Raw genomic sequence first — 20,148 nt, 5'->3', positions numbered from 1 at the left:
CTTGCAACGTCGCAAGATCGTCGTGGTCCTGAAGGGCTATCCGCGGCTGTCGGAAACTTTTATCGCGCAGGAACTGCTCGGTCTGGAACGCGCAGGGTTCGATTTGATTCTCGTTGCGCTCAGGCGCCCCACCGACGCAAAACGGCACCCCGTGCATGACGAGATCAAAGCGCCCGTCCACTACCTGCCGGAATATCTGCACGACGAGCCGCTACGCGTGCTTCGCTCGTTGTTTGCCTATTTGCCGCGGCCGAGCTTCTGGCGCGCGCTCGGATCGCTGGCCGCCGACATGCTCCGCGACTTTACGCGCAATCGTGCACGTCGCTTCGGGCAAGCGCTGGTGCTGGCGGCCGAATGGCCGGAAGACGCGGGATGGTTGCATGCGCATTTCGTGCACACACCGGCATCGGTGACGCGCTATGCCAGCCAGCTTCGTAGCCTGCCCTGGAGCTGCTCAGCCCATGCCAAGGACATCTGGACTTCGGCGGACTGGGATTTGGCTGGCAAACTTTCCTCGGCCCGCTGGACAGTCACCTGCACGAAAACCGGCTTCGATCGTCTGAAAAAACTCGCCAACGGCAACTCGTCTGTGCATCTGAGCTATCATGGGCTCGACCTTCATCGCTTCGGCAGTTTCGGCGACGCGCGAAAACAGCATGACGGCTCGGAGCCGGCCGGAGCGGTTGTCGTACTGAGTGTCGGTCGCGCCGTCGAAAAGAAGGGTTACGATACCTTGCTGGAAGCCCTTGCCCTCTTGCCGGGCGATTTGGCCTGGCGTTTCGAGCATATCGGCGACGGCGAGGAACTGGAACGGCTCAAGGCGATGGCGCAAAAGCTCGGACTGGACGATCGCGTCGCCTGGAAAGGCGCGCTTGCGCAGGAGCAGGTGCTTGAGCACTACCGCTGCGCCGACATCTTCGCCCTGGCCTGCAGGATCACGGCAAATGGCGACCGGGACGGCTTGCCAAATGTTCTCGTGGAGGCAGCTAGCCAGCGGCTTGCCTGCGTGTCCACCGATGTTTCTGGTGTGCCGGAGCTTATATCGCCCGATGAAACCGGGCTTCTGGTACCGACAAATAGCCCAATCGCACTGGCACAGGCGCTGGAGCGCCTGATCCGGGATCCCGTGCTGCGCGCCCGCCTGGGCGATGCCGCAGAGCGGCACGTGCGCGGCAATTTTGATCATATGGCCAGCATTGGACAGCTGACGGAACTGTTCGAGCGCGAGTGGCGGGCCGTCGATTGAAGCAGCTGCGCGCCTTCCTCTATGTTCAGCACCTGCTCGGTATCGGGCATCTCGCACGGACCAGCCACGTTGCGGCGGCTCTGGTCGATGACGGTTTTGACGTAACGATCGTGACCGGCGGACCTCCGGTCGATGGGTTTCCGGGCCTGGGGGTAAAACTTGTAACCCTGCCGCCTGTCACCTCCGGTGATGAAAGATTTTCCGGACTTGTCGACCTGCAGGGCATACCCATAGACGTGGATTTCAAGAAACGCCGTTCAGAGATGCTGCTCCAGGCATTCCGGGATTGCAGGCCTGATGTCGTGATTGTCGAGGCGTTTCCATTTGGACGCCGGCAGATGCGATTCGAACTCTTGCCGCTGATCGAGGCTATCAACGCTTCGTCGCCCAGACCGCTGCTGGCAACGTCCATCCGCGATATCCTTCAGGAGCGCGTCAAGCCGGGCCGAAACCAGGAAACGCTTGATCTGGTCAATAGGCATTTCGATCTTATTATGGTCCACGGCGACCCGGCTTTTGCAACCCTCGACAAGACATTTCCACTGGCCGGGGCGATCAAGACCGAGGTCACCTACACGGGGCTCGTTGCCGGGCCACCATCGCCCGCCGCCTCCGAGCGCTTCGACGTTCTGGTGTCAGTTGGCGGCGGGGCTGCCGGAAACAGCCTTGTAAGCTCCACCATCGCAGCTGCGCGGAATGCCAGGAACGGTTGGAAATGGTGTTTGATCACCGGCCCAAACCTGCCGAAAGACCAGTTTGATGCGATTGCACACGACGTCCCGCCGGGCCTGTCCATCTTCCGGTTCCGCAAGGATTTCGCCAGCCTGCTGACGGGTGCCCGCCTGTCAGTCTCGCAGGCGGGTTACAACACGGTCTGCGATGTCCTGCGCGCGGGATGTCGCTCCCTGCTCGCCCCATTTGCAGCCGGCGGTGAAACAGAACAAACGGTTCGCGCCCTGCTGCTCGAAGAACTCGGCCTTGCAACGGTTGTGATGGAAAGGGACCTGACGCCTGAAGGTTTGGCGAAAGCGATCGAAGCCGCGCTTGTGGCACCTGGACCATCCGCCCATCGTCTCAACCTGGACGGCGCCCGTCACTCGGCGCAAATCCTGCGCGACCGGCATCGAACATGGTCCCTAAGACAGGGGCTTCGTCTCAACAAAAGCTCATGATCGAACGGACGACAAATCCCAACGCCGTTCAGGTTTCGCGGAAAACGCAGAACAGCTCTACCTCTTTGTCTTGACGCAAGTCCGGACAGAGAGCCGCTCACATTTTCCTGGATTTGCTCTGACGCGCGTCGCTTCTGGTGAGCTTCGTGCGACGCGCTCCACGGCGTGTTTTATGGATCGAAAACCGCTAGGCGGTTGGGCGAAAGCTAGACCGTTCCAATCAGCATGAAGCGCGTATAATTTTTGGTGGGCAGTTCGCCGGAGAACCGCACCTCCCGCAGCGCCGCCATTGCTTCGAAGGCTGCCAGCGAAGCCACGCAGTTGACGTGCGTTGGCTCGCTGAAATAATCGTTCGATTGCAGCAGAACAGTCGTCCCCCGCGGAAGCAGAGCAAGCCAGGCGGGCAGATCGGCTATGTGTTCGCAGCTCGTATTGACGGTCAGGTCGGGACGCCCGGCCGCATAGTCGAGTGCGTACATATCTGCCGTCAGGGCCCGGAACCGGTCGCCGGCATCCCGGTTTAACGTCTGGGCGACAGGCGCGACTTCGGGATCGATGTCGATGCTATCAACCGCTGCGATGTCGAAGCGGGCATCGTTGAAAAACATTGCCGACAACACGCCGTACCAACCACCCAGAACCCATATTCGCCCGTAGCGCCCGCCGCTGTTTTCGAACAGCCTATCGAGCGCCCACATCTTGCAGGCGACCTGTTTGTGGTTGAAGGCGTTGCCTATATCGGCGTTCGGATGCTGGGCGATGACGCGCGCCAGCCCTGCCACGAGAGGACGGTCGGCATAGGCCGCAATTCCGCGCGTGAGGTCCAAGGCTTGCTCGCGCCAGTCCATGCCGGCATTGCGTGGTTGCGTGACATCCATCATATTCGTCTTGTATGGTGGGAGTTCGGGCGACACAACGCAATCTTGCCCCCCGCAAGGCCGTTTTGATCCGGGGATTTGATTATGCTGTTAGCCGCTTCGCCATTGCCCGGTGCCGGAGAGAGCCGGCTGCATCTGTCGGGACAATCGGCGTCTTTCGTGCACTGCATGTTCGAGCTTGTCATCGGCGACGAAGAAATTGCCGATACGCCATGCGCCGGTAGCCGCTTCTTCATCCCCCATCCTTCCAACTGAAGGCTCCACGGCCGCATATGGAACCCAGTCTCGCCCGCTATATCTGGACGCACACCAAAAAGCAGCAGCTTTGGATATTGATGATCGTCGTGCTTTCGATGGTCCCGTATTTCATGTCCTTCGACCTGCCGAAGCTCATCGTCAACGGCCCAATTCAAGGTAAGGGCTTCGAGCAAGTGGGCGCGACCCAGCCATTCATGAGGCTGCATTATAGCCTGCCGTTCCTTGGCGACGTCCTGTTCTTCTCCGGTTTTCAGCTCGGCCGCAAGGCGACGCTGTTTGCCCTGAGCCTTGTGTTTCTCCTCCTGGTCGTCATCAACGGCCTATTTAAACTCTACATCAACACCTACAAGGGCCGTCTCGGCGAACGCATGCTGCGGCGTATCCGCTTCGATCTGGTCGATCGTGTTCTGCGGTTTCCGCCGGTTTATTTCAAGCGGGTGAAATCCGCCGAAGTGGCGACCATGGTGAAGGACGAGGTGGAGCCGCTGGGCGGCTTTATCGGCGATGCCTTCCTGCAGCCGGTACTGCTCGGCGGTCAGGCGCTGACGGCCATGCTCTTCATCATGGTCCAGAACGTCTGGCTCGGACTGATAGCGGTCGTGATCGTGACGATCCAGATCGTGCTCATCCCGCGAATGCGGCGGCGGCTGATCGTGCTCGGGCGCCAACGGCAATTGACGGCGCGCGCACTTTCGGGCCGGGTTGGCGAAATCGTCGACGGTATCGGCGCGGTTCACGTCCACGATACGTCAAACTATGAGCGCGCCGATATAGCGGCCCGGCTCGGGCTCATATTCAAGATCCGCTTCGATCTTTACCAATGGAAATTCATGGTAAAGTTCCTCAATAATTTTCTCGCGCAGCTCACGCCCTTTCTGTTCTACATGATCGGCGGCTACCTAGCCATTGAGGGTCGGCTGGACGTCGGCCAACTCGTAGCCGTGATCGGCGCCTACAAGGATCTGCCGGGACCGATGAAGGAACTGATCGACTGGGATCAGGATCGGCAAGATGTCCAGGTCAAATATCAGCAGGTTGTTGAACAGTTCACCGTGGAGGGTCTCATTGAGCCTAGAATTGGGGCGTTGGCGATCGACGATCCCGATCCGATGACCAAACCCCTGTCGGCGATCGGTCTGTCCATAGCAGACGATGGCGGTGCGATGCTTCTCAACCGTGTCTCCCTCCAGGTCAAGCCGGGTGAGACGGTGGCGCTGGTCAGCACCGCAACAGGCGGAGCCGAAGCGCTTGCAGAAGCCTTCGCGCGGCTCAACTGGCCCGACAGCGGAAGGATCGCTTCGGGTTCCGACGACCTGCTTGAACTCCCCGAAGCAGTTACCGGACGGCGCATGTCGTATGCCTCGTCGGATGTTTTCCTGTTCCAGGCAAGCCTCCGCGATAACTTGCTCTACGGATTGAAGCATGCGCCGATGACACCGGTGACTTATGACGGTGCCGCGGCAGACCAGCACCGCTGGGACATGGAAGAGGCGCACCGGTCGGGCAATCCAGATCTTGATATCCGCAGCGACTGGATCAACTATGCTTCCGCCGGAGCCACCGGCCCGCACGACCTATTTGAAGCCGTGCGCCGGGTGCTCGACGCGGTTGTTCTGTCGCGCGACATTCTGGATCTTGGCTTGCGCTCGTCGGCCGACCTCAAACGTCACACGGAACTTGCCAGGCGGATCGTCGAACTGCGAGCGGCGTTGCGAACCCGGCTTGAACAGGAAGGGCTGAGCGGACTGGTGGTTCCTTTCGAACCGGGCGCCTACAACAAGGAAGCGACCATCGGCCAGAACCTGCTCTTCGGCGCTGCGGCCGGCCCGGAACTGGCGGACAGGGCGCTGGCGGCCAACCCCTATTTTTCTTCTGTGCTGAATCAAGCCGGCCTCGACCGCACGCTCTACGAAATGGGCATGGAAATCGCCGAACAGGCGATCGAGCTCTTTGCCGACCTGCCAGCCGATCACCAGTTTTTCCAGCAGCTCGCCTTCATGAGCGCCGAGGAGATACCGGCCTACGAAACCTTGCTGCAACGACTCAAGAACCGTCCCTACGAGGCGGTTTCGGAGACCGACCGCGCCATGATCGTCAGCTTGAGCTTTGCCTATATCGAGCCCCGGCACCGCTTCGGCCTGCTGAGCGATGAACTGATGAGCAAGATCGTCACTGCCCGCAACCGGTTCTATGAAAACCTGCCGACCGAGCTGCATAGCGCGATCGAACGGTATGATCCGGGCAAATACATCGCCGCGGCTACTGTCATGGACAATGTGCTGTTCGGGCGTGTGGGCAACAACCACCCCGACGCGCCGGACCGCATACGCTCAATCCTCTATGACATTCTTGACGAGTTGGGGCTTTATGGCGAACTTCTCAATGTCGGCCTGGATTTCAACGTCGGCGCCGGCGGCAGGCGGCTGACCGGTGGACAGAGACAGAAGCTCGACGTTGCCCGAGCCCTGCTCAAGCGTCCCGATTTTCTCATTCTCAACCGGCCGCTATCGGCGCTCGATCAACGCATGCAAGATAGGGTGTTGCGAAACGTGCTCGAGGAAGCCAGGCGCGACGGCCATTCGCCGGCAATTGTGTGGGTCGTGACGAATCCGTCAATGGCGATGATGTTCGATCGCGTCATCGTCTTCGACTCGGGTGAATTGGTGGAAGACGGAACACACGAGACACTTTTGGCAGGCAACGGTGTCTTCAAGGAACTGGTGTCGTAGAGGGACGTCGCGGATGCGGCACCAATTCCATCTGGGCGCGTGTTGCTCTAGTCTGGCAAACGCTAATTTTGAGGTTTGCGACAATGCTGCTCAAGGATGAAGTTGGAATGCTGCAACGCGTTCCCTTGTTTTCTGGCATCGAGTTGACAAAGCTCAAACTGCTTGCGTTCACATCCGATCGCGTGAGCTACGGCGCGGGCCAGATTCTGTTCCGGCAGGGCGACGAGGGAGATGCAGCCTATGTCATCCTTTCAGGCAGGGCAGAGATTCTGGTCGATTCCGACAGAGGGCCGATAAAAGTAGCTGAAATGGTGCCAAATTCAATTGTTGGCGAGATCGCCATACTTTGCAACAGCTCGCGCACTGCCACCGTCAGAGCGGCAAGTCAGCTGGAAGCCTTGAGAATCCGAAAGGATCATTTCCTGAGGCTCATGAAGGAGTCCCCCGAAATGACCATTGAGATATTGCGGGTTCTTGCCGATCGCCTAAGCCACACCACCGCCGATCTGATCGATGCACGAAGTGCCAAATAGCGAATGAACCGCGGTCGACGCTTCCCGTCATCATAGCGCGGGCCTCTTGCTGAAAAGGTCACTGGGAAAACCGGTCTGGCCTCGTTCCGGGCGGAAAGCGGTTCACAATTTTCCTGAATTTGCTCTAGCGGCAGTTGTTTGGCTACGATGAGCGACGGGAACTGCGAAGGGGCTACCATGGACGACGACGTTTTCCTGGTCAGGTTTTGGGGGGTGCGCGGCAGCATCCCGGTATCGGGGCCAGAATTCTCTCGCCATGGCGGCAACACAAGCTGCATTGAGATGCGCTGTGGTAAGCATACGCTTCTGTTCGACGCGGGCTCTGGCATGCGGCCTGCCGGCGGGGCGCTTCGGACGTTGGGCGTGACCGATTTCGACCTACTTTTCACCCATTGCCACTACGATCACATTATCGGGCTGCCGTTCTTTGCGCCGATCTACGACCGGAGCGTCACGGTTACGCTTTGGTCCGGGCATCTTGCAGGGCGCATGACGACGCGGCAAATGGTCGCTGCTTTCATGCGGCCGCCTTGGTTTCCAGTGAAGCTGGAGGTCTGCAAGGCAAGCCTCGACTACCGCGACTTCGTGTCCGGAGACGTGCTTCGGCCGCGCGAAGGGGTGGTGGTCCGGACGGGCAGTCTTGTTCACCCAGGCGGCTGCATCGGCTACCGGGTCGAATGGGGCGGCCGCGTCGTGTCGGTGATCACAGACACTGAGCATGAGCCCGACAAACTCGATCGCACGGTGCTCGGCCTGATCGAAGATGCCGACCTCGTCATCTACGACTGCACCTACACCGATGAGGAAATGGAACGCCGCCGCGGTAACGGGCACTCGACATGGCAACAGGGGGTCAAACTCTGTGGGGCGGCCGGTGCGCGAGGGCTTGCGCTGTTTCACCACGATGCGACACGCACCGACGAGGAACTGGATGAGATCGAGAAACTGGCCAAAGACAGGTTTGCTGGCGCTTTTGCCGCGCGGGATGGGCTGACCCTCGAATTTCCAGTCTCGTTGCACAAAGGGCGCTGAGCTATTTTCCTGTGCCTGCGCAGCGCCCGATCAATGTCCTGATTGGAACCCATGCGCAGGATTCGATCTGTGCAGTGACTGTGAACAGCCGTTCAAGGAAACGCCACGCCGATTCATCATGTACGAGATGATGGGTGAGCAGGCCGACCGGTTCGTCGTCGAATGCATGCTGCAAGTGCGCGATGATTGCCTGGACCAATAGGCTGTGATCGCGACAGCCGCGCGTGCCATGCCAATTCATGATGTCGACATTGCTGTTGATGACCGCCAGTGCAGCCGGCTCCGGCGGCCCGAAAACCGACAATGCCGCAAATCCAATCGATCCAAGGTCGGATACGAGGTCGGCGTCGATCCTGTTCCAAGGGGGCACGAGCATCGGGACGGTGCGCGCGCCGTGCAGGTCCGTTACGTGCGACAGCCCGCCAGCCAATTCATCGAGGACGGCCCCGCGTGGCCGATGGGCGCCGAGTTCCTGCTTTTTCTGGCCTTCGGGCGCATGATTTCGATGCGCCCAGCCATGGATGGCGACTGTGGCATGCGGCGCCTCGTCGAGCCGGGCGACAAGCTTCTCATCCGTGAAAGCCGGAATGACGGCCAGAGTGGCAGGAACCGCGAATTCACCGGTGAGGTCGAGCAGCCGATCAAGTGCAGGCATCGGATCCACGGCATCATCGTCGCGCAGCCAGAACTCTGACTTACGACCCGCCCCTTGCCGGCCCGCCAGTTCTTCCACCAAGGGCTGCCAGATCCGATCGGAGGATGTCATGAAGCCGAGACCTTCGAAAGAAGTTCGGCCAGATGCGCCGCTGCAACGTCGAGGGAACGTTCTTCAAGGATGAAACGTCTGGCTTCTTCAGCCATGATGGTTCTCTCGTCTTTACGGGCCAAAAGCCTTTCAATGGCAGAAGCGAAGGCCGCCACATCGTGCGGCGGGGTGAGAAATCCGGTCTGGCCATCTCGTACAACTTCCGGCACGCCGGCGATGTCCTGAGCCACCACCGGAAGGCCGGCGGCCTGTGCTTCAAGATAGGCAACGCCATAGGCCTCCCCGTAACCCGGCCAGACGTAAATTCCTCCACCATAGAGGACATCCGGCACGGCGGCTGGGTCAATCGCGCCAAGCCATTCGATACGCTCGGCGGCAAAGCCGGCGAATAGCGCCTTGACGTCCTCACGGGCAGGCCCGTCGCCGACGACCGACATGGTCCAGGGCAGGTGGCCGATCTGACCGAGCGCTTGCGCCAGCATGCGATAGCTTTCGACTTTGTCACCCGGTCGCATCATGGCAACAGCAACGAGGCGCGTTGGGCAACCTCGTGCCGGCATTTCATGGAAGACCGATGTGTCGATGAAGGGTGACAGCATATGAAGAGCGACCTGGGGTATCGCATCTGCCAATCCCTGACGATCCCTTTGCGTGAAGCAGATGTTCAGCGCCGCCTGTTCGACGGCTTGGACCACCAACGCTTGCGTATCAGCCCACAAACCGGCATTGCGTCGCCTCGAATAGGAAGCTTCCGCTGTCACATATGGGACATCAAAGGTCGACGCCAACTCGGGCCCGATCAGGTCGGGCGCCTTGTAATAGGGATGATAGCAGAACCATAGATCGGGCTTGCCGTCACGGTCCCAAAGGCGGGCCAGCCGCGCGGCTTCCTCTCGGGCCTCTATCTTGAGCGCATCGAAACTTTTCGGCTCCGGTTCGCGTAGATAGAAGCGCAATTCGGATGCCAGTTCGACGCTGTGTCCTCCATGCTCCAGCGCCTTGACCAGCATGCGTGCCATCTGGCGGTCGCCGGAGGCAACGGAATGATTGGGTGACTTCAGCGGCGCGTAGAAGGCAATTCGCATTGCGCGACCCTATCATCGGAACGCATGCGCAAGTCAATTTCGAAGCATCATCGACTGCACCTTCAAGCAGCGGAATGTGCTATCTGATGCTCATGGAGACAGCTGCCGCCTCGGACCCGTTTGTCGCTTCTCTGCCGGTCTTCGCAAAGTTCGAAAGCGTGGCCGACATCGACAACTATCGGCCTCTCCCCGATGGCTGGGCGCTGGCAACAGCCGACATTGTCGGCTCGACCAAGGCGATCGAGACGGGACGCTATAAAACGGTCAATATGGCCGGCGCCAGTGTCATTTCGGCCCTGCTCAATGCGCTAGGTCGGCAAGATCTTCCCTTTGTCTTCGGCGGCGACGGGGCGCTCGTGGCCTTTCCCGGCTCGGCGATGGAGCCCACCCGCGAGGCGCTGGCGGCTGTCCAGAGATGGGTGGCGGACGAACTGGACCTAACCCTGCGTGCCGCAATCGTGCCGATAGCGGATATTCGAGCGCAAGGCCTCGACGTTCGCGTGGCAAGGTTCCAAGCGTCCGATGCCGTCTTTTATGCCATGTTCGCTGGCGGCGGTGGCAGTTGGGCGGAAGCCGAGATGAAAGCGGGGCGCTACCGCATCGATCCTGCTGCGGCCGGCGCACGGCCGGATCTGACCGGCCTGTCCTGCCGCTGGAACCCTATCGAAACCCGGCACGGCGAAATCGTCTCGATCATAGCCACACCGGGCTCGTCGCGCGACCTGCGCGGTTTTCAGTTTCTGGCGTCCGACATCATTGCCCTTGCCGCCAGGCAGGAACGCGGTGGCCACCCCGTGCCGGTGAACGGGCCGGGTTACAGCTTGCTGCCCGCCGGCCTCGATATCGAGGCGCGGGCGACGGCGCCGGCAGGACTGCGGTGGCTGTCGAAGTCGTGGATAGTGTTCCTGATGGCGCTTACGGCCATCACCGACAGATATGGCTGGACGATCGGCAGTTTCGATCCAAAGATCTATAAACGCGAAGTGGCCAGCAATTCGGATTTCCGGAAATTCGACGATGGCCTGAAGATGACCATCGACGTTGACGCTGATGTGTTGCAACGGATCGAGAAGCGGCTCAAACAGGCGGAAGAGGCAGGCATCTGCAACTATGGCCTGCACCGCCAGAAATCGGCCTTGATGACATGCCTCGTCGCCTCGCCGCTGCACCGCGATCACGTTCATTTCATAGATGGTGCCGCCGGCGGCTATGCAATGGCGGCCGCAAACCTGAAGGCAAAGTTGCCGGTCTGATGACGGCTTGCGAGAATCCATTTTCCCAAATATGCCTCGGCCATGGTTCCTGGGACTGGTAAGCCGCGCCTGGCAGCGGCCAGCCTGTCCCAATTAACGGGAAAGCAGATTTTGGGCGCTTCACGATCGGCATATGACCGTCTGCTGAACCGTATCTCGACGCACGCCGCGCAAGTCGGCGTGATCGGATTGGGCTATGTCGGGTTGCCGCTGGCAATTGCGGTCGCACGCGCCGGCTTCCCGGTTTTCGGCTTCGACATCGAAGCCCAGAAGGTCGAGAGTCTGAACAACGGCCAATCCTACATCGAGGCGGTGACGTCGACAGCCCTTGCCGGCCACGTGGCGAGTGGACGGTTCCGCGCCACGGCGGATTTTGCCGAACTGTCAAGCTGCGATATCATCATCATCTGCGTTCCGACACCGCTGACGAAAAACCGTGAGCCGGACCTGTCCTTTGTCAGGAACACAACTGGCGTCATCGCAAAGCATCTGCGTCTCGGTCACCTCGTCGTGCTGGAATCTACCACCTATCCCGGCACCACCGACGATGTGATCAAGCCCATACTGGAAGAAACCGGCTTGCAGTCGAAGATAGACTTCTTCCTCGGCTTCTCGCCCGAACGCGAGGATCCCGGCAACCGCAACTTTGAAGTCGCGACGATCCCCAAGGTCGTGGCAGGTGACGGCATTGACGCGGCGACGCTCGTCAAGGCTTTCTACCAATTGGTGGTCAAAACCGTCGTTCCGGTTTCCAGCACGGCGACCGCCGAGGCAGTCAAGCTGACGGAAAACATCTTCCGCTCAGTCAACATAGCCCTCGTCAACGAATTAAAGGTCGTGCTCGGCGCCATGGGTATCGACATCTGGGAGGTGGTCGAGGCGGCCAAGAGCAAGCCCTTCGGCTACATGCCTTTTTATCCTGGCCCCGGATTGGGCGGGCACTGCGTTCCAATCGATCCCTTCTACCTGACGTGGAAGGCGCGCGAATACGAACTGCCGACCCGCTTCATCGAGCTGGCGGCAGAGATCAACACTGCCATGCCGCGTCACGTGGTCGATGAACTTGCCAAAGCGCTGGACCGGCGCCGCGGCAAGGCGCTCAGCCGCTCGCGCATTCTCATCATCGGGCTCGCCTACAAGAAGAATGTGCCCGACATCCGCGAAAGCCCCTCATTGCGACTCATTGAACTCATCGAGGAACGCGGCGGCAAGGCGGAATTTCACGATCCGCACGTTCCCGAGATCCCTACCACACGGGAGCATATGGCCATCAGGGGGCGCCGCTCGCTCGAGTTGACCGAGGCGGCGTTGAAGGATTTCGATGCTGTCGTCGTTGCAACCGACCATGACGCGATCGACTATCAGGCAATCGCTGATCACGCCATTCTGATCGTCGACACACGCAATGTTTTTGGCCGTCTCGGGCTGCTCCGAGAGACGGTGGTGAAGGCCTGACGGCGCCCCAGCCGGCCACTTTCGCCCGATGTCAGGATCGTGATTTCACTCCGGCCGCAGCTTCGCCACATAACGCAGGGCATGAATGCAGTTAAGCCTGTTCCTTGGTTGCAAGGACAGTCATTCAGAAGTTTCCTTCGCCGTCGCGGCCGCACCCAACCGTTGACTTCGGGGTATCTTTGGGTCGCTGGCGGACTGTGTTATGGCGGATCGAAGGATAATGGTTCCGTCTTCGACGGGTTTCGAGGTGGCATGAGCACGACGCGAGCAGAAATTTCCACAATTCTCATGGATAAGGTTGCCGACTGGCTTACTCAGTCGGCGTTGGCGGGCGACGAACTGGAAACATTGGTAAAGGGGTTTTGCGAGCGGCTGGCTGCTGCCGGCCTGCCGCTGAAGCGGGTGCATTTGAGCTTTTCGATGCTTCATCCGCTTTATGACGCGCTTGGCTTCACCTGGCTCCGCGGCCAAGGCATGGAAGTGGAAGGCTTCCGCAAAAAGGACGGCGTTCATTCCGACAGGTTCCTGACCAGCCCCTACTACCATCTGCTCAGCAACAAGCTCGACCATCTGCGGCGTCGGCTCGACCCGTCGGTCCCCTCGGAGTTTCCTGTTTTCGATGAACTCAGGCTGATGGGCGTGACCGACTACATGGCTTTCGTCCACCCCTTCAACGGCAATACCAGTCAGGGAATGATCGGCTCCTGGTCCACCGACAGTGCTTCAGGTTTCAGCGACAGCATGATTTCGGCGCTGCTGCGTATCCAAAACCATCTCGCCATCGCAACCAAGATGGCGGTGCTCACGAAGCTGGCCGACAACATGATGACCACTTATCTCGGCGGGGACGCCGGCAGACGCGTGCTGGACGGCCAGATCAAGCGCGGCGAGGGCGACACAATCCGGGCCGCACTGGTCATGGCCGATATGCGCGGGTCGACACGGCTTGCCGAAACCTCCGGCCGCGAAATCTACATCGATACGCTGAACCAGTTTTTCGACGCCATTGCTGCACCTTTCAATCGCAAAGGCGGGCAGATCATGAGTTTCATAGGTGACGGCTTCATTGCCGTCTACCCTTGCGAAAGGCATCGCTCGCAGTCCGAGATCGCCTGCCAGTCTGCTCTGGCGGCAGCGCACAAGGCCACTGCGCGCATGATCGATCTCAATCTGCGAAGAAAGGAAAAGGGGTTGCCCGACATAAAATTTGGCATCGGCCTGCATGTCGGCGACGTGATGTTCGGCAATGTCGGGCTTACCGATCGGCTCACCTTCTCTGTGTTTGGCTCGGCTGTAAACGAGGTCCAGCGTCTCCAGACCCTGACCAAGAAATATCCGCACCGCGTTCTCGCCAGCAAGGAGTTCGCCAGCTATTGCGGCGCCAACAGCTGGCTGACGCTCGGCACCGAGGAATTGGCGGGGCTCAAGCAGAAGCTGACGGTGCTTTCACCCGATCTGTCGGGCGCTCTCGCACTCGATGAAGACGGTGCGCTGGAGCCGATTTACGACCGGAGATCGGAGGCCGAGCAGGTCATGCTGCTTCATCGCGATGCAGCACGGCTGTCGCCGGGCGACCCCAGGAAGCTCCAGTAGCCCGCCTCAATCTGATCCGAATGCCTTTGGTATGCTGTCCTGTCGCCGGATAGCGCCACTGGCGCTCGTTTCGAATCCAAGTTGCTCTAGGCTGGCAATGCGCTAGTCTCGCTTTCTGGGTCTGCCGCCCGGCAGGGTCGGCAGCAGTAGGGCTGGGGTGAAAATGAATTCGGGCGTTGATCTACTGCGGATCGAGGATGTTGGCATCTCTTTTGCCATCATCGGGGGACCGTTGCATGCCGTCAGGCGCGCAAATCTTCGCGTCCTGCCCGGCAAGGTGACCGCGCTTGTGGGCGAGTCCGGTTCCGGGAAATCGGTTCTCAGCCAGGCAGTGATGGGCATTTTGCCGAAGACAGCCCATGTTCGCGGCCGTATCCTGTTTTCGGATCCTGAAAAGCCCGGCACGACGCAGGATATCCTGCAAATGCCGCGCGATGGACCCGAGATCCGGGCGCTGAGAGGCAGCCGCATCGGCAAGATCTTTCAGGAGCCGATGACATCGCTGTCGCCGCTGCACACGATCGGCAACCAGGTCAGCGAATCCCTGCAGATTCATACGCCCATGGCTCGGGCAGAGCGCAAAGCGCGGACCGAGGAAATGCTCGGCCTCGTCGGCTTTCCTAATCCCAAGCGCGCCTATGACATGTATCCTTTTGAACTTTCAGGAGGATTGCGTCAGCGCGCCATGATCGCCATGGCGCTTATCTGCCGGCCCGCCCTGTTGATCGCCGACGAACCGACGACTGCGTTGGACGTCACCATCCAGGCGCAAATCTTGCAATTGCTGCGCGAGCTGCAGAGCAAGCTGAATATGGCGATGCTGCTGATCACCCACGATCTCGGCGTGGTCGCCAATGTCGCCGACGAGGTGGTCGTCATCTACCATGGCGAGATCATGGAAGCGGGACCTGTCGAGGCGATATTCCGCCGGCCAGGTCACCCTTACCTGAAGGGCCTGATGGCAGCTGTTCCGCATTTCGACCTGAAACCTGGCGAACGGCTAAAGGCGCTTCGCGAGGTGCCGGTGAATGTCCAGAACCTGCTCGGCAAGCAGACGGCGCCGGGATCGAAAGGGGCGGACGACATCCTGCTCTCGGTCAGGGATCTGGAAAAGGTCTACACCACCCGCAAGTCCGGATGGTTCGGCGCGAATCAGCAAACCTCTATTCGCGCCGTGGACGGCGTGAGCTTCGATATCAGGCGGGGCGAGTGCCTGGGTCTGGTCGGCGAAAGCGGCTGCGGCAAAACCACTGTCAGCAAGATCCTCATGCGGGCTGTCACCCCCAGCGGCGGCTCTGTGATCTTCAATGGCCGCGATGGACCGATCGACGTCTTGGAAGGCGAGAGAGAGGCCCTGCGCCTGCTGCGCGCGAAGATCCAGATGGTTTTTCAGGATCCGGTTTCGTCGCTTTCACCTCGCATGACGGTGGAAAACATCCTGAGCGAACCGCTGGAAATCCATCAACGTGGCAATGCCGCGTCTCGGCTCGCCACGGTCAAGAGCCTGATGCAGGCAATCGGGCTCGATCCGCGCTTCATCAAGCGGTATCCGCACAGTTTCTCCGGCGGGCAGCGTCAGCGTATCGGCATCGCGCGCGCGCTGGCCCTGGGACCCGAACTCCTGATCTGCGACGAGCCGGTTTCGGCGCTCGACGTCTCTGTCCAGGCGCAGATCCTGAACCTCCTCAAGGACCTGCAGAAGGAACTGGGCCTGACCTACCTGTTCATATCCCACAACCTGGCTGTGGTGGACTATATGGCGGATCGCATCGCGGTGATGTGCGGCGGGCGTATCGTCGAGCTTGCGCCGCGCGAAATTCTGCTCAGGAAACCGATCCACCCCTACACGCGCTCGCTGGTCGCCGCAGTACCTTTCCCCGATCTCGACAGGCCGATGGATTTCAAGACGCTGAAGCTCAGCGGCGCTTCCGACAGCAGCGCATGGGGACCGCAATTCCGTGACGAGGGCAACGAGGATGTGCTGTCGCCGCTCGATCTTGGCGGCGGCCACCTCGTGCTGGCCCGACGTTCGGCCAATGTCAGCGAGTTACGCCCTTGATCAGCCGGCGCACCGTCCTTGGGCTCATGGCTTCGGCATTTCTGCCGGGCACGGTGCGCGCTGGCGATCTGGAGCCGGAATTTCTTCAGCCGCTGTTGAAGGCCAGGGCACTGCCGGCCCTCGCCGAACGCTTGCCCAAGAACCCGCGCGCGATAAATCTCGCTGCGATGGGCCGGCAGCCCGGCCAATATGGCGGTACGCTGCGCACGATCATCGGCAGCCAGAAAGATATTCGGCTGATGACGATTTATGGGTATTCTCGCCTGGTCGGGTATGATGAAAAGCTCAATTTGCAACCCGACATTCTCGAGCGCTTCGACGTTGCGGATGATCGGGTCTTCACGTTCAAGATACGGGAAGGGCATAAATGGTCCGACGGTAGCCTGCTGACGTCGGAGGATTTTCGCTATTGCTGGGAAGATGTCTGGCTGAACGATGAGCTGTCGCAAGGCGGGCTCGCCCCCGCCCTGATGGCGGACGGCAAGCCGCCACGTTTCGAGATCGTCGATCCGTTGACGGTCCGCTATAGTTGGGATGCGCCCAATCCCGACTTCCTGCCTAAGCTCGCTGCCGCTTCGCCGCTATCGCTTGTCCTGCCGGCCGCCTATCTCAAGCAGTTCCACAAGAAGTACCAGGATCCATTCCGGCTCGCCGGCCTGATGAAGGAGAACCGGGCCCAGAAATGGACTCTCCTTCATATCCGCATGTCGCGGCAATACCGCCCGGAGAATCCGGAGTTGCCGACGCTCGATCCCTGGCAGAACCGCACCAAGCCGCCGGCCGAGCAGTTCGTCTTCGAGCGGAACCCTTTCTTTCATCGAACAGACGAAAATGGCAGGCAACTGCCCTATGTCGACCGGATCGTTATGAATGTCAGCTCCTCGGCGATCATTTCCGCCAAGACCGGTGCGGGCGAGAGCGACTTGCAATGCATGGGAATTGACTTCAGCGATTACTCCTTCCTGAAGGATGCCGAAAAGCGTTACCCGGTGAAGATGCACCTTTGGAAACGCACACAGGGTTCGCGGCTGGCGCTGTTGCCCAATCTGAATTGCTCCGACCAGGTGTGGCGCGGCCTTTTTCGTGACGTGCGCGTGCGCCGCGCACTTTCGCTCGCTGTGGACAGGCGCGAGATCAATTTGGCCGTGTTCTACGGGTTGGCGCAGGAAAGTGCCGATACGGTGCTGCCGGAGAGCCCTCTCTATCGGCCGGAATTCGCGAAAGCCTGGATCGCCCATGATCCCGACCAGGCCAATGCCCTGCTCGACGAGGTCGGGCTTAAGACGCGTGACGATGACGGGCTGCGGATACTTCCCGACGGACGCTCGGCACAAATCATCGTGGAAACGGCCGGCGAAAGCACACTGGAAACCGACGCGCTCGAACTCATCACCGATCACTGGCGCAAGATCGGCATTGCTTTGTTCATCCGAACTTCACAGCGCGACATCTTCCGCAGCCGCGCACTTGGCGGACAGATAATGATGTCGATGTGGTCGGGCATCGACAATGGCGTGCCGACCGCCGACATGAACCCGAACCAGTTGGCCCCCACCATCGACGACCAGCTCCAATGGCCGCTCTGGGGTGCTCACTATTTGTCTAATGGCACGATGGGAGAGGCGCCCGATCTTCCTGAAGTGGTCGAGTTGATGGCTTTGCTCAAGCGGTGGAACGCATCGACCGGAGCCACCGAGCGCGCCGAAATCTGGAATTCGATGCTGTCGATTTACACCGATCAGGTGTTTTCGATCGGCACTGTGAACGGAACGCATCAGCCGGTACTTGTATCCTCGCGGCTGCGCAATCTGCCTGACAAGGCACTCTACGGCTATGACCCGACCGCCTATTTCGGTGTCTATATGCTGGATACATTCTGGCTTGGAGAGTCCTGAGCGTGCTTCGATATATTGTCTGGCGCATCGCCGTGATGGTTCCAACCCTGCTGATCATATCGGCGCTGGTGTTCACTATCATCGAACTTCCCCCAGGCGACTATTTCGATAGCTACGTTTCCGAGCTTCGGGCGCAGGGCGAGGCGGTGGATTCCGATCGCATCGAGATGATGCGGAAGGAATATGGTTTCGACAAGCCGCCGGTCATTCGCTACTTCTACTGGGTCGGAGGAATGCTGCATGGCGATTTCGGCTATTCCTTCGAGTATGAGCTGCCGGTTCGCGACGTCATCGGCGACCGAATGTGGCTGACCGTGCTGGTTTCCTTCGTCACGATCATCTTCACCTGGCTCATCGCCTTTCCGATCGGCATGTATTCCGCCACACATCAATACAGCTGGGGGGACTATGGGCTTACTCTCTTCGGCCTTCTCGGCCTTGCCATTCCGAATTTCATGCTGGCGCTGATCCTGATGTATTTCGCCAATATCTGGTTCGGCACGTCCGTCGGCCATCTCATGGACCCGCAATATCTCAGCGAGCCGATGAGCTGGGCCAAGGCCAAGTCGATCCTCGCCCATCTCTGGATCCCGGTCTTGATCATCGGCACCGGGGGCACGGCAAGCATGATCCGGCGGCTGCGCGCCAATCTGCTCGATGAACTGCACAAGCAATATGTCGTGACCGCGCGCGCCAAAGGCCTTCATCCCTTCAAGGCGCTGGTCAAATATCCGCTGCGCATGGCGCTCAATTTCTTCGTTTCCGACATCGGCTCTATCCTGCCGGCCATCATCTCCGGCGCCGAAATCACCGCGATCGTGCTGTCTTTGGAAACGACCGGGCCAATGCTGATCAGAGCACTGCAAAGCCAGGATATGTATCTGGCAGGGTCGTTCCTGATGTTCCTCGCCTTCCTCACGGTCATCGGCGTCCTGATTTCCGACCTGGCGCTGGCGCTACTTGATCCGCGAATTCGTCTACAGGGCGGCAGCACCAAATGAACACGCAATCGCCGCTGCCCGCTCCGGGTGCTCCACTGCAACACTACGTTTCCATCGCCCCCTTTGACCTGCAGTCGGTCGAAGCGATGACGTCGGAGCAGTCGAAGGTGTTTCAGGCGTCGCAGTTGCGGCTGATGTGGTGGAAATTCCGGATGCACCGGCTTGCCCTTATGTCCGGAATATTCCTTGCGGCACTCTATTTCGGGATACTGATCTGCGAGTTCCTGGCGCCCTACAATCTGCACACGCGCAACATGGACTACATCTATTCGCCGCCGCAGCGGGTGCACCTGTTCCACGACGGGCAGTTCGTTGGGCCGTTCGTCTATGGCCGCCAGATGACGCTGGATATGGACACACTCAAGCGGAACTACAGCGAGAAGCACGATGACGTTCAGCGTATTCGTTTCTTCTGCAAGGGCGACAGTTACCGGTTCTGGGGCCTGGTCGAAGGCGACACGCATTTCGTCTGCCCTGCCGAAAACGGCCAGCTCTTTCTGGCCGGCACCGACAGGCTGGGGCGCGATGTGCTCTCTCGCATCATCTATGGCGCACGCATTTCACTGACAATCGGCCTCATCGGCATCAGTTTCAGCTTCCTGCTCGGCATCGTCATCGGCGGACTGGCCGGCTATCATGGCGGCATCTTCGACCTGATTGTTCAACGGATAATCGAAGTTCTGCAATCGATTCCCAGCATTCCGCTATGGATGGCTCTGGCCGCGATCATGCCGATAACCTGGAGTCCAATCCTGATCTATTTCGGCATCACCGTCATCCTCGGGCTGATCCACTGGACCGGACTGGCGCGGGCCGTGCGTTCAAAGCTTCTGGCCTTGCGCGAGGAGGATTATGTTCTGGCCGCGCAATTGATGGGCGCCACGAGCAGCCGCATCATCGGGCGGCACCTCATTCCCGGCTTCATGTCGCATCTGATCGCGACGGCGACGATCTCCATACCCGGCATGATCCTGGGCGAGACGGCACTGAGCTTCCTGGGGCTGGGCCTGAGGCCACCGACAACCAGCTGGGGTATCCTGCTGACCGAGGCGCGCAGCGTCAGCGTGATCGCGTTCTATCCATGGCTGCTTTTGCCGATGTTGCCCGTTGTTCTCGTCATCTTGGCATTCAACTTCCTCGGCGACGGCTTGCGGGACGCCGCAGACCCATACAAATGACATCGCCTATTCCGA

Annotated in this window: 15 protein-coding genes; 12 read left to right on the top strand and 3 right to left on the bottom strand. The window is 59.8% G+C overall.

Annotation, left to right across the window (positions count from 1 at the left end):
- Position 1 precedes the first annotated feature (1 nt).
- Together ACVWWD_RS12665 and ACVWWD_RS12660 are read left to right on the top strand one after the other, a co-directional pair.
- A complete protein-coding gene (locus ACVWWD_RS12665; protein WP_023770938.1) occupies positions 2-1,246 on the top strand; it encodes a glycosyltransferase in 1,245 nt (414 codons plus the stop codon).
- The gene (locus tag ACVWWD_RS12660) at positions 1,243-2,418 is read left to right on the top strand and encodes a glycosyltransferase family protein (RefSeq protein WP_457103093.1); all 1,176 of its coding nucleotides are present in this window, start codon (positions 1,243-1,245) and stop codon (positions 2,416-2,418) included. The genes ACVWWD_RS12665 and ACVWWD_RS12660 overlap by 4 nt, the downstream gene beginning before the upstream one ends.
- Positions 2,419-2,624: 206 nt before the next feature.
- Here ACVWWD_RS12660 and ACVWWD_RS12655 read toward each other — a convergent pair whose 3' ends face one another.
- Complete coding sequence (locus ACVWWD_RS12655; protein WP_435053988.1) at positions 2,625-3,299, bottom strand: class I SAM-dependent methyltransferase; 675 nt, start codon at positions 3,297-3,299, stop codon at positions 2,625-2,627.
- 269 nt (positions 3,300-3,568) lie between these two features.
- On the opposite strand from ACVWWD_RS12655, the gene ACVWWD_RS12650 reads away from it, so the two are divergent.
- From ACVWWD_RS12650 to ACVWWD_RS12640, 3 genes are all read left to right on the top strand, one after another.
- The gene (locus tag ACVWWD_RS12650; RefSeq protein WP_023795348.1) at positions 3,569-6,283 is read left to right on the top strand and encodes an ABC transporter transmembrane domain-containing protein; all 2,715 of its coding nucleotides are present in this window, start codon (positions 3,569-3,571) and stop codon (positions 6,281-6,283) included.
- Between the two features lie 83 nt (positions 6,284-6,366).
- On the top strand, positions 6,367-6,816 hold the full coding sequence (locus ACVWWD_RS12645) for a cyclic nucleotide-binding domain-containing protein (RefSeq protein ID WP_023770941.1): 450 nt from the start codon (positions 6,367-6,369) through the stop codon (positions 6,814-6,816).
- Positions 6,817-6,993: 177 nt separating this feature from the next.
- A complete protein-coding gene (locus ACVWWD_RS12640) occupies positions 6,994-7,848 on the top strand; it encodes an MBL fold metallo-hydrolase (RefSeq protein ID WP_457103092.1) in 855 nt (284 codons plus the stop codon).
- Between the two features lies 1 nt (position 7,849).
- Here the strand turns inward: ACVWWD_RS12640 and ACVWWD_RS12635 are convergent, their stop codons facing one another.
- Together ACVWWD_RS12635 and ACVWWD_RS12630 are read right to left on the bottom strand one after the other, a co-directional pair.
- Complete coding sequence (locus ACVWWD_RS12635; protein WP_352547283.1) at positions 7,850-8,614, bottom strand: polysaccharide deacetylase family protein; 765 nt, start codon at positions 8,612-8,614, stop codon at positions 7,850-7,852.
- Positions 8,611-9,699, bottom strand: a complete 1,089-nt coding sequence (locus tag ACVWWD_RS12630; RefSeq protein ID WP_352547281.1) for a glycosyltransferase family 4 protein — start codon at positions 9,697-9,699, stop codon at positions 8,611-8,613. Before ACVWWD_RS12630 ends, ACVWWD_RS12635 begins: the two co-directional genes overlap by 4 nt.
- 92 nt (positions 9,700-9,791) lie before the next feature.
- On the opposite strand from ACVWWD_RS12630, the gene ACVWWD_RS12625 reads away from it, so the two are divergent.
- From ACVWWD_RS12625 to ACVWWD_RS12595, 7 genes are all read left to right on the top strand, one after another.
- Positions 9,792-10,952, top strand: a complete 1,161-nt coding sequence (locus ACVWWD_RS12625) for a DUF3095 domain-containing protein (RefSeq protein ID WP_352547295.1) — start codon at positions 9,792-9,794, stop codon at positions 10,950-10,952.
- 111 nt (positions 10,953-11,063) lie between these two features.
- Positions 11,064-12,407, top strand: coding sequence for a nucleotide sugar dehydrogenase (locus ACVWWD_RS12620; RefSeq protein WP_352547279.1), 1,344 nt, complete (start codon positions 11,064-11,066; stop codon positions 12,405-12,407).
- Positions 12,408-12,659: 252 nt separating this feature from the next.
- Positions 12,660-14,000, top strand: a complete 1,341-nt coding sequence (locus ACVWWD_RS12615) for an adenylate/guanylate cyclase domain-containing protein (RefSeq protein WP_457103091.1) — start codon at positions 12,660-12,662, stop codon at positions 13,998-14,000.
- A gap of 163 nt (positions 14,001-14,163) precedes the next feature.
- Positions 14,164-16,059, top strand: a complete 1,896-nt coding sequence (locus ACVWWD_RS12610; protein WP_352547278.1) for an ABC transporter ATP-binding protein — start codon at positions 14,164-14,166, stop codon at positions 16,057-16,059.
- Entirely contained in the window at positions 16,056-17,954 is a 1,899-nt protein-coding gene (locus tag ACVWWD_RS12605; RefSeq protein WP_023770949.1) for an ABC transporter substrate-binding protein, read from the top strand. Before ACVWWD_RS12610 ends, ACVWWD_RS12605 begins: the two co-directional genes overlap by 4 nt.
- 2 nt (positions 17,955-17,956) lie before the next feature.
- Complete coding sequence (locus ACVWWD_RS12600) at positions 17,957-18,955, top strand: ABC transporter permease (protein ID WP_023770950.1); 999 nt, start codon at positions 17,957-17,959, stop codon at positions 18,953-18,955.
- Positions 18,952-20,133 (top strand): ABC transporter permease, encoded by a 1,182-nt coding sequence (locus tag ACVWWD_RS12595; RefSeq protein ID WP_352547276.1) that lies wholly within the window; start codon positions 18,952-18,954, stop codon positions 20,131-20,133. The genes ACVWWD_RS12600 and ACVWWD_RS12595 overlap by 4 nt, the downstream gene beginning before the upstream one ends.
- Positions 20,134-20,148 lie beyond the last annotated feature (15 nt).

Source organism: Mesorhizobium sp. URHB0026 (assembly GCF_054059755.1).
This window is presented reverse-complemented; position numbering and strand designations above follow the sequence as displayed.